This window comes from Domibacillus iocasae (assembly GCF_001750285.1).
Classification (GTDB): Bacteria; Bacillota; Bacilli; order Bacillales; family Domibacillaceae; genus Domibacillus; species Domibacillus iocasae.
On the sequence record NZ_MAMP01000006.1, the window covers coordinates 113997 to 127248 of the forward strand.

Here is a 13252-nt window from a genome sequence, read left to right on the forward strand (position 1 = left end):
ATTCGGAAAAATCCAGTATGATAAAAGAAAACAGCTGGGAGGAAGATGATGGTTGATAAGATGATTCTGGCGTTGTTTATGCCCGCTTTGCTCGTTTTGCTTTTTTCACGCGTAACGTACAACCAGTTTCTCGGTCTGATTTTAACAGTCGCACTTATTGCCGCATCCGCCTATAAAGGATACACCCATATGTGGGAATTAATTATTATTGATGCTTTTTCACTAACAGCCGGTCTTTGGTTATCTAACCGGATGATGAAGCAGCTAAAAGTGAAGCTCAACTGACACCGAAAAAATACTTCGGTGTTTTTTTGTTGCTTTTAAGCCGGCCAAAAAATGAACATAAAAGTTTTATAATGGCTCCCAGCTTTTTAATCGCGGGTGCAAAATCCGAAATTTGGATTGATGTTCTTTAAAAAGCAGCAAAAGCATGCGGTCCGAACAAGTGTGTGCTTTTTGTTGGCTTTTTTTGTTTTGATCGTGTTAAAATGGGAAGTATAAAAAGAAAGAACGGATAAAGACAGGGGGCCTGCACGTTGGCGCAGCAATTTAATTTAGTTTCTAAATATAAGCCGGAGGGGGATCAGCCTGCCGCAATCAAAGAATTAACGGAGGGCATCCGCGGCGGTAAAAAACATCAAACACTGCTTGGTGCGACCGGTACAGGAAAAACATTTACGATCTCCAATGTCATACAGGAAGTAAAGAAACCAACGCTTGTTATTGCGCACAATAAGACGCTCGCCGGTCAGTTATATAGCGAATTCAAAGAATTTTTTCCCGACAATGCTGTTGAGTATTTTGTCAGTTATTACGACTATTATCAACCGGAAGCTTACGTGCCGCAGACCGATACATTTATTGAAAAAGACGCCAGCATCAATGATGAGATTGATAAGCTTCGCCATTCGGCAACGTCTTCTTTATTTGAACGCGATGATGTGATTATTATCGCGTCTGTTTCGTGTATTTACGGCCTCGGTTCGCCGGAAGAATATAAAGAGATGGTTATTTCGCTCCGGACCGGCATGGAAATTGCCCGGAACGATTTGCTGCGGCGGCTCGTTGACATTCAATATGAACGGAACGATATTGATTTTAAGCGCGGTACTTTTCGGGTTCGCGGCGACGTTGTCGAGATTTTTCCAGCATCAAGAGATGAACGATGTATTCGGGTTGAATTTTTCGGCGATGATATTGACCGTATTCGGGAAGTGGACGCTTTAACTGGTGAAATTATGGGCGACCGTGATCACGTTGCTATTTTCCCGGCAAGCCACTTCGTTACCCGGGAAGAAAAAATGAACATTGCGATCGGCAATATTGAACAGGAGCTGGAAGAGCGGCTTGCGGAACTGCGGGCGGAAGAAAAGCTTTTAGAAGCGCAGCGGCTGGAACAGCGCACGCGCTACGATTTGGAAATGATGCGGGAAATGGGGTTTTGTTCGGGAATTGAAAACTACTCGCGTCATTTAACACTTCGTCCGCCCGGGTCAACACCATATACATTGATTGATTATTTTCCAGAAGACTTTTTGATGGTTATTGATGAATCGCACGTGACACTGCCGCAAGTGCGCGGTATGTACAATGGGGACCAGGCGCGCAAGCAGGTGCTTGTTGATCATGGATTCCGCCTGCCATCTGCGAAAGATAACCGCCCGCTGACGTTTGCTGAATTTGAAGACCACATTAATCAAATTGTCTATGTTTCAGCGACACCGGGTCCTTATGAGCTGGAGCATACGCCTGAGATGACCCAGCAGATTATTCGTCCAACCGGCCTGCTCGATCCAACGATTGAGGTACGGCCGATTGAAGGCCAGATTGATGACTTAATTGGAGAAATCAATGAACGGATCGAGAAGAACGAACGTGTGCTTGTTACCACACTAACGAAAAAAATGTCGGAAGACTTGACCGATTATTTGAAAGAAATCGGCATTAAAGTCCAGTATTTGCATTCTGAAATTAAAACGCTTGAACGGATTGAAATTATTCGTGACTTGCGCCTCGGCAAATACGATGTGCTGATCGGCATTAACCTGCTGCGTGAGGGGCTGGATATTCCAGAAGTATCATTAGTGACGATTTTAGATGCGGACAAAGAAGGTTTCCTGCGTTCGGAGCGGTCTTTAATTCAGACGATCGGGCGCGCTGCGCGTAATTCAGAAGGAAAAGTTATTATGTACGCGGACAAAATGACCGATTCCATGACAAAAGCCATTAGCGAGACGAAACGGCGCCGTGAAATTCAGGAAGCCTACAACGAAAAACATGGCGTGACGCCAATGACAATTCAAAAAGATATTCGTGATGTTATCCGCGCGACACAAGCGGCGGAAGACACGGAAACATATACATCTAAAACAACCGGCAAAAAAATGTCGAAGCAGGAAAGACAAAAACTTATTATGAATCTCGAAGCGGAAATGAAAGAAGCGGCCAAAGCACTTGATTTCGAACGCGCTGCCGAGCTTCGTGACGCATTGTTTGAACTTAAATCAGAATAGAGGTGCTCATATGGCCATTGATCATATATCGGTAAAAGGGGCGCGTGCCCACAATTTAAAAAACATAGATATTACCATTCCCCGCGATCAGCTTGTCGTGTTAACGGGATTGTCCGGTTCAGGGAAATCATCACTTGCGTTTGATACTATTTATGCGGAAGGGCAGCGGCGCTATGTAGAGTCACTTTCCGCTTATGCCCGGCAGTTTCTGGGTCAAATGGACAAACCGGATGTCGATTCGATCGAAGGGCTGTCGCCGGCCATTTCGATTGACCAAAAAACGACAAGCCGTAATCCGCGGTCGACTGTTGGAACGGTAACGGAAATTTATGACTATTTGCGCCTGCTATATGCACGTGTTGGGCGGCCTGTCTGCCCAATTCACGGCATTGAAATTACATCCCAAACGATCGGCCAAATGGTGGACCGTATTATGGAGCTTGAAGAACGAACGAAAATCCAAGTGCTCGCCCCAGTCATTTCCGGACGCAAAGGCACACATGTGAAAGTGTTTGAAGATGTAAAGCGCCAAGGCTATGTGAGGGTCCGTGTCAACGGTGAGATGCGTGATTTAGAAGAAGACATTGAACTTGAGAAAAATAAAAAACATTCTATTGAAGTCATTATCGACCGGATTGTTGTAAAAGAAGGCGTGGAAGCGCGCTTGGCAGACTCGATTGAAACAGCGCTTCGTCTCGGTGAAGGCAACGTGATTATCGATGTGATCGGCGAAGAAGAGCTGTTGTTTAGTGAACACCACGCCTGCCCGCACTGCGGCTTTTCTGTCGGCGAACTGGAGCCGCGCATGTTTTCATTTAACAGTCCGTTCGGCGCCTGTCCGTCATGTGACGGTCTCGGTATGAAGAAAAAAGTGGATGTCGATCTCGTTATTCCAATTAAAGATCTTTCTTTAAACGAAAATGCGATTGCGCCCTGGGAGCCGATTAGTTCTCAATATTATCCGCAGCTGTTAAAAGCGGTCTGTACCCATTACAAGATTGATATGGATACCCCGTGGAAAGACCTGCCGGCTGAGCAGACGGATAAATTATTGAACGGCTCTGGAAGGGACAAAATCCGTTTCCGCTATGAAAATGATTTTGGCCAAATTCGGGATAACTCTATTCAATTTGAAGGCGTGCTCAGCAACATTGAGCGCCGCTATAAAGAAACAAGCTCTGACTACATTCGTGACCAGATGGAAAAATATATGGGTGAATCAAATTGTCCGACATGTAAAGGGCAGCGGTTGAAAAAAGAAAGCCTTGCTGTGAAAATTGACAGCTTGAATATATCGGAAGTGGCCGCTTTTTCGATTCAGGAAGCGTCGGATTTCTTTAAAGACATCGTCCTGACAGAAAAAGAAATGCAGATTGCCCGTCTTGTCTTGCGGGAAATTTGTGAACGGCTCGGCTTTTTAATCGATGTCGGTCTTGATTATTTAACATTAAGCCGTGCAGCAGGAACACTTTCGGGAGGGGAAGCACAGCGGATTCGGCTTGCTACGCAAATCGGCTCGCGTTTAACCGGCGTGCTGTATATTTTAGATGAACCATCGATCGGTCTCCACCAGCGTGATAATGACCGGTTGATCAGCACGATGCAAAATATGCGTGACATCGGGAATACGCTCATTGTCGTAGAGCATGATGAAGATACGATGATCGCAGCGGATTACTTAATTGATATCGGACCGGGTGCCGGTGTCCACGGCGGAGAAGTGATCGCGGCTGGTACACCAAAAGAAGTAATGGAGAATAAAAAATCGCTTACCGGCCAGTATTTGTCCGGTGAAAAATATATTCCATTGCCGGAAGAAAGACGCAAACCGGATGGACGCTGGATTGAAGTGACAGGTGCGAAAGAAAATAACTTGAAAAATGTGAAGGCGAAATTTCCGCTTGGCTTGTTTACCGCTGTAACGGGTGTATCAGGATCCGGAAAAAGTACGTTAATTAACGAAATTTTGTACAAATCTTTAGCGCAAAAGCTGAATAAAGCAAAAGCGCGTCCAGGTGCCCATAAAGAAGTAAAAGGGATTGACCAGCTGGAAAAAGTCATCGATATTGATCAATCACCAATTGGGCGGACGCCCCGTTCCAATCCAGCCACATATACAGGTGTGTTTGACGACATTCGTGACGTATTTGCACAGACAAATGAAGCGAAAGTGCGGGGATATAAAAAAGGGCGCTTTAGCTTTAATGTAAAAGGCGGCCGCTGTGAAGCGTGCCGTGGTGACGGAATCATAAAAATTGAAATGCACTTTCTTCCTGATGTGTATGTACCATGTGAAGTATGTCATGGCAAACGGTATAACCGTGAAACACTTGAAGTAAAATATAAAGGCCAAAACATTTCAGATGTGCTTGAAATGACAGTGGACGATGCCCTTGTGTTCTTTGAAAATATTCCGAAAATCAGCCGGAAGCTTCAAACTATTGCAGACGTTGGACTTGGGTATATTACACTCGGACAGCCGGCTACGACGTTATCAGGAGGAGAAGCACAGCGTGTCAAACTCGCATCCGAGCTGCATCGCCGTTCCAATGGCCGCTCGTTTTATATTTTGGATGAGCCGACGACGGGTCTGCACACCGATGATATTGCCCGGCTGCTGGAAGTGTTGCAGCGTCTCGTGGAAAATGGTGACACTGTGCTTGTTATTGAGCATAATCTTGATGTCATTAAAGCGGCGGATTATCTTGTGGACCTTGGTCCTGAAGGCGGAGATAAAGGCGGCACCATCGTTGCATCGGGTACACCTGAGGAGATTGCCGACACAAAAGAATCATACACCGGTTATTATTTGAAGAAAATTTTGGAGCGTGACCGGGAACGAATGACTGTGCAGTTAAAATAAAATGAAACCTTTTGCCGATGGATTCGTATAAACGAACAGGAAGTAAAAACGGGAGGTTCATATTTATGAGCGAAGAAAAACTGCGAATTTTAAAAATGGTGGAGACAGGTATTATTTCAGCGGATGAAGCAGTAAAATTGATTGAAGCATTGGAGAAAAACGGCACTGATTCAAATGCGGGTACACGTTCTTCCTCCTCCACAAAGTCAACGGAAGGCTCAAAAGGATTTGGCGGTATTTTTGAAGAACTTGAGAAGTTTGGCCAAAAAATGGCCGGCCAGCGTCCAAAAACCGAAACCGTCTCACAGTCAAAGGAAAAATTATTTGAATTTATGCAGTCCGCTATGCAGCGTTTAAAGGATGTGGAAGTACCGTTTGTTGGAAAAGGAACTGAATTTACTCATGTTTTTTATGAACAGGGGACGCTGCCGCGGCATTTAAAGCTTGAAACGGCAAATGGTGCGGTGACAATCCGGCCATGGGATGGTGACGGTGTCAAAGCGGAGTGCCATGTAAAAGTGTATGGGGCTGCCACGGAAGAAGAAGCAAAAGAGTCATTCTTGAAAAACAGTATTTTTTATGCGCGTGAAGACAAGTTGTCTTTCTCGGTCGGCTTAAAGCTGATGAAAACGGATGTTACGCTTTATATACCTTCTAGTGAATTAGAAGACATATCGGTTAAGCTATTCAACGGTGCATTTGATATGAGAGATATAAAAGCGGAAAAACTTGAAGTTCGTTCCGGAAACGGAAAAATGGAATTGAAAAACAGTAACATTGCGGTTATTGAAGTGGAAACAGGCAACGGCCCGATCCGTATCATTGACTGTGAAGGCGAGCGGGCTGAACTGAATACATTTAACGGCGCGATTCATATGGTCGGTACGTACCGCTTTGCAGATTTGCAGACGTTTAACGGAAACATATTATACGATGCGAAAAAAGATCAGGCGGAAGCGGTTCGCGCAGAATCAATGACAGGCAATATTGAACTATACTCACCACAGGAACTCGCTGTAAAAGGTGAAATTCGGACGACGGCAGGTCGTTTAACGCTTCCGGAAACTGGTATGGCCAGCGTAATTGAAAAAGACGAGCGCATTCAAAAATCGCTGAAATTTGAAAGTGATAACCTGCTTGATGGGCGCCAGCTTGTCATAGATGCTGAAACAAAAACAGGCTCTGTCACACTGCGGATGTCTTCATTGCGCCAGACACCGCCGGCAGGCCCGGATGATTCATTCGACGCAGGTATTTAATTCACGAAGTAAGGGAGCGTTTTAGAATGGGCTGGGTTTTGGGCGTGCTCATTAATGCAGTGTTATTTGTTGCACTGGCTGGTTATTTTCCAGGTTTGCATGTAGACAGTTTCTTCTATGCCGTCATTGCCAGCCTTGTGTTATCAGTTTTAAACTTGATTGTTCGGCCGGTGCTCGTCATTTTAACACTGCCGATCACGATGATCTCACTCGGATTGTTTCTGTTTGTGATCAATGCGATCACATTGCTGATGACTGATAACATTATGGGCTATGCTTTCGATATTGAAAGCTTTGGTTTGGCTCTTGTCATTGCGGTCATTATGGCATTGGTCAACATCATACTGCAAATAACAATTTTACGAAAAAAGTAAAAACAGGAAGCGGCTGCTTCCTGTTTTTTGTTTTTTTACAAACATGTTTTTTGGATAGCCGCTGCAATTGCTTTTGCGCATGTTTGCCGATATGCGTTTGTTTTAAGCAAATTGGCTTCGGCCTGGTTCGTCATAAAACCGGCTTCGATTAAAATGGCCGGCATTTTTGTTTTGCGCAGTACATAAAAGTCAGCCGTTTTCACACCACGGTCGCGCCGTCCGGTGGCTAGAACAAGTTCATGCTGCACCATCTTTGCAATGGCAAGCGCTTTTGCCGGCCGTGAAGAATGGATATATGTTTCGATGCCGTGGGGGCTGGTCCAGCCTGTCCCAAAAGCATTTGCGTGAATTGATATGTATAAATCAGCACCTGCTGCATTGGCTTTTTGAACCCGTTCCGACAACGACACATCTCGGTTCTCATCATGAACAAACAATACGTCAGCGGGCAGCAATTCCTGAAGAATTAAAGCTGTTTGCCGGTTAAATTCAAATTCTTTCATCCCATCCGGTGTTCGCTTTCCGGGTGTTGTCCACCCATGCCCTGCATCAATCGCTATTTTCATTTTTTTCACTCCTTTCTCTTTTTATATACAGGAGAATGGCGAAAATCGATACTGAAACAGCTGTTTTTATTGGAAACATGGTACAATAAAGGCAATTCGTTTTGTTTGAAGGGGAGGGAATAACAATGCCAAAAGTGCGTGCAGTGGATCTTTTGGAGAAATTTGATTTAGAGCTTGTCAGTGGGGAAGATGGGCTTCACCGTCCGATAAAATTAAGTGACTTGTCACGTCCGGGCCTTGAAATTGCCGGATTTTTTGATTATTATCCGTCAGAGCGTGTGCAATTAATCGGGATGACCGAGCTTTCATTTTTTCAGCGGCTCAGCCCGGATGAAAAAAAAGAACGCATGGATAAGTTATGTGATTATGAAACACCGGCTATTATTGTTTCTCGTAATTTAAGTGTACCGGTTGAATTAATTGAAGCGTCAGAAGCTTACTCGGTGCCGGTCATGCGGTCAAAAATGACGACGACAAAATTTTCGAGCCAGCTTACAAACTATTTAGAGTCGATGCTTGCGCCAACAACGGCCATTCATGGTGTATTGGTCGATATTTATGGCATTGGTGTGCTCATAACTGGTCAAAGCGGTGTTGGTAAAAGCGAAACTGCACTAGAACTTGTCAAAAGAGGCCATCGGCTTGTCGCGGATGACTGTGTTGAGATTCGTCAGGAAGATATCGGGCGTCTCGTCGGAAATTCACCAGAGCTCATTGAACATTTGCTTGAAATTCGTGGACTGGGCATTATTAATGTTATGACATTGTTTGGAGCGGGTGCAGTCCGTTCACATAAAATTATTACGTTAAATGTCAATCTGGAGCTATGGGATCCGGATAAGCAATATGACCGTCTTGGCATTGAAGAAGATAAGCTGCCGATTTTAGATTCTGAAATTACAAAAATTACGCTGCCGGTCCGTCCAGGCCGAAACTTAGCCGTCATTATTGAAGTGGCAGCAATGAATTTCCGATTGAAGAGGATGGGTGTCAACGCGGCACAGGAATTTACTGATAAACTGGCTGGTGCTATTAATGATGCCGGCATTGATGACAAGCAATAAGGAGTGAAGAAGTTGGATTATCCGTTAAATCCGATCGCCTTTGAACTTGGCAATTTTCAAGTTCACTGGTATGGCATTATTATCGGGATTGGGATCGCGCTCGGTTTTTATTTGGCCTCAAAAGAAGGAGACAGACTTGGTCTGCCGCAGGAAACATTTTCTGATTTGCTTATATGGGCGATTCCGATTGCGTTAATTTCAGCACGAACGTATTACGTACTGTTTGAGTGGGATTACTATTCTCAACATCCAGGCGCAATTATTCAAATTTGGAACGGCGGCATTGCCATCCATGGTGCATTGATCGGTTCCGTTATCACCGCGATTGTTTTTTCAAGGAAACGGAATATTTCATTTTGGAAGCTGGCAGACATTGCGGCGCCATCCATTATTTTAGGCCAGGCTATCGGCCGCTGGGGAAACTTTATAAACCAGGAAGCGCACGGTGGAGAAGTGCCCCTTTCTTTCCTTCAAAACTTGCATCTCCCGGACTTTATTGTCAATCAAATGTATATTGACGGCGCGTATTATCATCCGACATTTTTATATGAATCCGTCTGGAATATTATTGGGTTTGTGCTGCTGCTCGTGCTTCGCAAAGTGAATCCGAAACGCGGCGAACTATTTTTGTCGTATGTGATCTGGTATTCAATCGGTCGCTTTTTTATCGAAGGCATGCGTACAGACAGCCTAATGCTGCCGGGTGACTTTTTACGGGTTGCGCAAGTGTTGTCACTGTCGCTTATCGTCATAGCGGCTGCTATTCTTATATACCGCCGCGTGAAATATACGCTGCCACGTTATGCGGATCAGACCAATGAAGGGAAGGCCGCGTAATGAAGCAGACAGTTTTAAAAGGGCTGCAGACAGGTTTGGATACAACATGGAAGCTCGGAAAGGTTATTTTTCCGATCACACTGATTGTGACCATTTTGCAATTTACACCTGTACTGCCTTGGGTGATCAGTTTGATCAGTCCGGTCATGGGTCTTTTCGGCTTATCAGGTGACGCGGCCATTCCATTGGTCATTGGAAATGCCCTGAATTTATATGCAGCGATCGGCGCGATTTTGTCGCTGGAATTGACGGTGAAAGAAGTGTTTATTCTAGCAATGATGCTGTCATTTTCGCATAACCTATTTGTTGAATCAACGGTCGCGATGAAAGTCGGCGTGAAAATGTGGATTATTTTAGCTGTGCGGATTGGTCTAGCGCTGACAGCTGGGATCGTTATTAACCTAGTCTGGCAGGGAGGCGGCGACATCGCTCAATATGGCATGGTTCCTGAAGTGGCTGCACAGCCGGAAACATGGGAAGCAATTGTGCTGCTTGGTTTGCAAAAAGCGATTTTTGGCGTTTTGCAGCTGGCGTTGATTGTTATTCCGCTAATGGTGATGATTCAAATTGCGAAAGATTTGAAATGGCTTGATGCGTTTTCAAGAGCAGTGGCACCAGTCACACGTTTTCTTGGCATGAAAGAAAATACATCGATGACGTTGGCATCCGGGCTGCTTATCGGTCTGGCGATGGGATCTGCTGTGATGATTCAGGCAGTGGAAGAAGATGGTGTCAGTCAGCGTGACGTGACGCTCGCGTTTATTTTTCTTGTCGCCTGTCATGCTGTTATTGAAGATACGCTTATTTTTATTCCACTTGGAATTCCTGTTTGGCCGCTTTTTCTCATTCGAATCGCGACCGCCGTCATTTTAACGATCGCGGTAGCGCGTCTATGGGACCGGTCTGAACGGACAAGAAGAAAGGAAGCTGCACATATATGAAAAACATTACGACCTTATTATTTGATTTAGATGGTACGTTAATTAACACAAACGAATTGATTGTGGAATCATTTCTCCATACATTGAATCATTATTTCCCAGGGCAGTATGAGCGTGAAGATGTGTATCCGTTTATGGGACCGCCGCTCATTGATACGTTTGAAGCGATTGATAAAGAGCGCACGATGGAAATGGTTGCTCATTACCGCGCCTTTAATCATGAGAAGCATGATTCGCTCGTCACTGAATTTCAAGGAGTGTATGAAACAATTCGTACACTTCACGAAAATGGGTTTAAAATGGCGATCGTATCGACGAAAATACGTGAAACGATCATGAAAGGATTAAAGCTGACACATCTTGATCCGTTTTTTGATGTGATTGTCGGACTCGATGATGTGGAACATGCAAAACCGCATCCCGAACCGGTAGAAAAAGCGCTTGCTGCTCTTGGTTCTTCAGCTGATGAAGCCATCATGATTGGTGACAACTACCATGATATTGAGGGCGGACAAAATGCCGGCGTGAAAACAGCCGGTGTCGCCTGGTCTTTAAAAGGAAGCGACTTTTTAAACACGTATAATCCAGATTACATACTCCAATCAATGGCGGATTTACTCGATATTTTACAAGTCGGGGCAACCCAGAAATGAGACGGACGGAACGGTATACATTAAAAGACGGAGCCAATCCGCTTTTTCATATATACAAAACCGTTTCGTTCTGGAAAACGTTCAAAAACACGGCAGTCATTGAACTCGGCCGGTTTGTGCCATTTGCTCGTTTGAAAAATCTATTGTACCGGAGCCTGCTTCATATGAAAATTGGGGAAGGGACCGCTTTTGCTTACAAAGTGGTGCCGGACATTATGTTTCCGGAGCAAATATCGGTCGGACGGAACACCATTATCGGTTACAATACAACCATTTTGGCGCATGAATATTTAACAAGTGAATACCGGATTGGACCGGTTGTCATTGGCGATAACGTCATGATCGGCGCCAATTGCACAATTTTGCCTGGTATTGAAATTGGCGACGGAGCCGTTGTTTCCGCGATGACGCTTGTAAATAAAGATGTGCCGCCTGGAACGTTTGCCGGTGGAAATCCGATGATTATTAAACCTGTTTCAGCAAGAAGCTGAAGCAGGTTTTTTTGTTGTTATTGCAGAATAATGTAAAAATAACGCTGTTAATAAAGAAAATGTGACAAATAGACAGATTTTTTTAAAAAAAGGTTGTATTTTAATTTTTCGGAATATAAAATGATAAAACACTTAACGTTTACATCAGGGGGTTTTAAACGTGATTACATTTTTATCAGCTATCATTTTGCTCGTTTGCGGTTATCTCTTTTATGCAAAATTTGTCGAGCGCGTATTTGTCATCAATGATGCACAGGTGACGCCGGCTTATGAGAAAACAGACGGATTGGATTATGTACCAATGCCATGGTGGAAAGGCTGGTTTATTCAGCTTTTAAATATTGCGGGGCTTGGCCCAATTTTTGGCGCTGTAGCGGGTGCGCTTTACGGACCGGTGGCGTTTATTTGGATCGTGGCCGGCTGCATTTTTGCGGGTGCAGTACATGATTATTTTTCAGGAATGCTGTCATTGCGGCATGGAGGTGCTCAGTTTCCGGCACTTGTCGCAAAATACTTAGGCAATACAGTAAAATCAGCAGTGAATGTCATCTCACTTATTTTAATGATTTTAGTAGCGGCTGCTTTTACAGCAGGACCCGCGCAGCTTTTAACACAATTAACACCGCTTAGCTTTACGGCTGCTCTTATTCTTGTTTTTACCTACTTTTTATTGGCCGCTGTGCTGCCGGTTAATCAAATTATCGGAAAAATTTATCCGATTTTCGGTGTTATTTTGGTCGTCATGGCAGTATCGATTGGTGTGGCTCTTTTATTTGGCGGCAAGCCAATTCCGGAACTGACGCTTGCAAATCTTCATCCAGGTGAGCTGCCAGTTTGGCCGCTCATTATGGTAACCATCTCATGCGGGGCCATTTCTGGATTTCATAGCACACAAAGCCCGATTGTTTCTCGGACACTAAAAAAAGAATCTGAGGGCCGAAAAGTGTTTTATGGAGCAATGATTGGAGAAGGCGTCATTGCATTGATATGGGCAGCCGCCGGGATGACTTTCTTCGGCGGAACAGCCGGTCTTCAAGAAGCATTGGCGGCAGGCGGTCCGGCCGGTGTCGTCAATGAAATTTCCGTTTCGCTTCTAGGTACGTTTGGCGGCATCCTGGCGATTCTCGGTGTCATCATCTTGCCAATTACGACAGGCGACACGGCGCTTCGCTCATCGCGGATGATTTTGTCAGACTGGCTTTCTGGTCTCGTCAATATGGACCGGAAAGGGATGGTGCTGATTATGACGATTGTTGTCAGCATTCCGACATTTTACTTATCGACTATTGATTATTCGTTTTTATGGCGGTACGTCGGCTGGTCAAATCAAGTCGTTGCGACGGTTATGCTTTGGACAGCGGTTTCGTACTTGTTAAAAGAAGGAAAAAATCACTGGATTGCCGGTGTCCCTGCGATGTTTATGACAGGTGTTGTGTGTACGTACATTTTTTACGCTCCTGAAGGATTTGGCATGGCGTATGGCACATCGATGGCGATTGGCCTCACACTTGCTGCGATTGTGATTGCTTTATACGTAAGACAAATTTTCCGTTTTAAACGAATGGAATCGGATGTATCTGCTTCAGCTTCGTAAAAACAAAGGCGCTCCGCAACTGCGGGGCGCCTTTGTTCACTTTTTTCATGTACCAGCACAATGGTGCTGCCATTAAAAATAGTCAACTGCTTTTCAT

The 13252-nt window shown here is 44.7% G+C and carries 12 protein-coding genes; 11 read left to right on the top strand and 1 reads right to left on the bottom strand.

The genetic code is table 11. The features are described from left to right. Positions 1-48 precede the first annotated feature (48 nt). The 5 genes from BA724_RS03385 (at position 49) to BA724_RS03405 (ending at position 7009) form a co-directional block, all read left to right on the top strand. A complete protein-coding gene (locus BA724_RS03385) occupies positions 49-285 on the top strand; it encodes a CsbA family protein (RefSeq protein ID WP_069937277.1) in 237 nt (78 codons plus the stop codon). A gap of 251 nt (positions 286-536) precedes the next feature. Further along, positions 537-2513: an excinuclease ABC subunit UvrB gene (gene uvrB / locus BA724_RS03390; RefSeq protein ID WP_069937278.1), complete on the top strand. Its 1977-nt coding sequence runs from the start codon at positions 537-539 to the stop codon at positions 2511-2513. Between the two features lie 10 nt (positions 2514-2523). Beyond that, positions 2524-5376 (top strand): excinuclease ABC subunit UvrA, encoded by a 2853-nt coding sequence (gene uvrA, locus BA724_RS03395; RefSeq protein WP_069937279.1) that lies wholly within the window; start codon positions 2524-2526, stop codon positions 5374-5376. A 65-nt stretch (positions 5377-5441) separates the two neighbouring features. Then, the gene (locus BA724_RS03400; protein ID WP_069937280.1) at positions 5442-6635 is read left to right on the top strand and encodes a DUF4097 family beta strand repeat-containing protein; all 1194 of its coding nucleotides are present in this window, start codon (positions 5442-5444) and stop codon (positions 6633-6635) included. Positions 6636-6661: 26 nt separating this feature from the next. Then, positions 6662-7009: a phage holin family protein gene (locus tag BA724_RS03405; RefSeq protein ID WP_069937281.1), complete on the top strand. Its 348-nt coding sequence runs from the start codon at positions 6662-6664 to the stop codon at positions 7007-7009. A 35-nt stretch (positions 7010-7044) separates the two neighbouring features. Here BA724_RS03405 and BA724_RS03410 read toward each other — a convergent pair whose 3' ends face one another. Beyond that, positions 7045-7575, bottom strand: coding sequence for an N-acetylmuramoyl-L-alanine amidase (locus BA724_RS03410; RefSeq protein WP_069937282.1), 531 nt, complete (start codon positions 7573-7575; stop codon positions 7045-7047). A gap of 125 nt (positions 7576-7700) precedes the next feature. On the opposite strand from BA724_RS03410, the gene hprK reads away from it, so the two are divergent. From hprK to BA724_RS03440, 6 genes are all read left to right on the top strand, one after another. Next, positions 7701-8639, top strand: coding sequence for an HPr(Ser) kinase/phosphatase (gene hprK, locus BA724_RS03415; RefSeq protein WP_069937283.1), 939 nt, complete (start codon positions 7701-7703; stop codon positions 8637-8639). Between the two features lie 3 nt (positions 8640-8642). Next, positions 8643-9476 (top strand): prolipoprotein diacylglyceryl transferase, encoded by an 834-nt coding sequence (gene lgt, locus BA724_RS03420; protein ID WP_069937284.1) that lies wholly within the window; start codon positions 8643-8645, stop codon positions 9474-9476. Further along, positions 9476-10417 carry a nucleoside recognition domain-containing protein gene (locus BA724_RS03425; RefSeq protein ID WP_069937285.1) on the top strand — a complete coding sequence of 314 codons (942 nt, stop codon included), beginning with the start codon at positions 9476-9478 and terminating at the stop codon, positions 10415-10417. The genes lgt and BA724_RS03425 overlap by 1 nt, the downstream gene beginning before the upstream one ends. Further along, positions 10414-11070 carry a pyrophosphatase PpaX gene (gene ppaX / locus BA724_RS03430; protein WP_069937286.1) on the top strand — a complete coding sequence of 219 codons (657 nt, stop codon included), beginning with the start codon at positions 10414-10416 and terminating at the stop codon, positions 11068-11070. Before BA724_RS03425 ends, ppaX begins: the two co-directional genes overlap by 4 nt. Next, positions 11067-11561: an acyltransferase gene (locus BA724_RS03435; protein ID WP_069937287.1), complete on the top strand. Its 495-nt coding sequence runs from the start codon at positions 11067-11069 to the stop codon at positions 11559-11561. The genes ppaX and BA724_RS03435 overlap by 4 nt, the downstream gene beginning before the upstream one ends. A gap of 160 nt (positions 11562-11721) precedes the next feature. Continuing rightward, positions 11722-13155, top strand: a complete 1434-nt coding sequence (locus BA724_RS03440; protein WP_069937288.1) for a carbon starvation CstA family protein — start codon at positions 11722-11724, stop codon at positions 13153-13155. Positions 13156-13252 lie beyond the last annotated feature (97 nt).

What these genes read in the sequence shown, in the direction of transcription:
- BA724_RS03435 (WP_069937287.1), top strand. Translation starts at nt 11,067, where the DNA reads ATGAGACGGACGGAACGGTATACATTAAAAGACGGAGCCAATCCGCTT.
- BA724_RS03410 (WP_069937282.1), bottom strand. Translation starts at nt 7,575, where the DNA reads ATGAAAATAGCGATTGATGCAGGGCATGGGTGGACAACACCCGGAAAG.
- BA724_RS03405 (WP_069937281.1), top strand. Translation starts at nt 6,662, where the DNA reads ATGGGCTGGGTTTTGGGCGTGCTCATTAATGCAGTGTTATTTGTTGCA.
- BA724_RS03385 (WP_069937277.1), top strand. Translation starts at nt 49, where the DNA reads ATGGTTGATAAGATGATTCTGGCGTTGTTTATGCCCGCTTTGCTCGTT.
- BA724_RS03400 (WP_069937280.1), top strand. Translation starts at nt 5,442, where the DNA reads ATGAGCGAAGAAAAACTGCGAATTTTAAAAATGGTGGAGACAGGTATT.
- BA724_RS03425 (WP_069937285.1), top strand. Translation starts at nt 9,476, where the DNA reads ATGAAGCAGACAGTTTTAAAAGGGCTGCAGACAGGTTTGGATACAACA.
- hprK (WP_069937283.1), top strand. Translation starts at nt 7,701, where the DNA reads ATGCCAAAAGTGCGTGCAGTGGATCTTTTGGAGAAATTTGATTTAGAG.
- ppaX (WP_069937286.1), top strand. Translation starts at nt 10,414, where the DNA reads ATGAAAAACATTACGACCTTATTATTTGATTTAGATGGTACGTTAATT.
- uvrA (WP_069937279.1), top strand. Translation starts at nt 2,524, where the DNA reads ATGGCCATTGATCATATATCGGTAAAAGGGGCGCGTGCCCACAATTTA.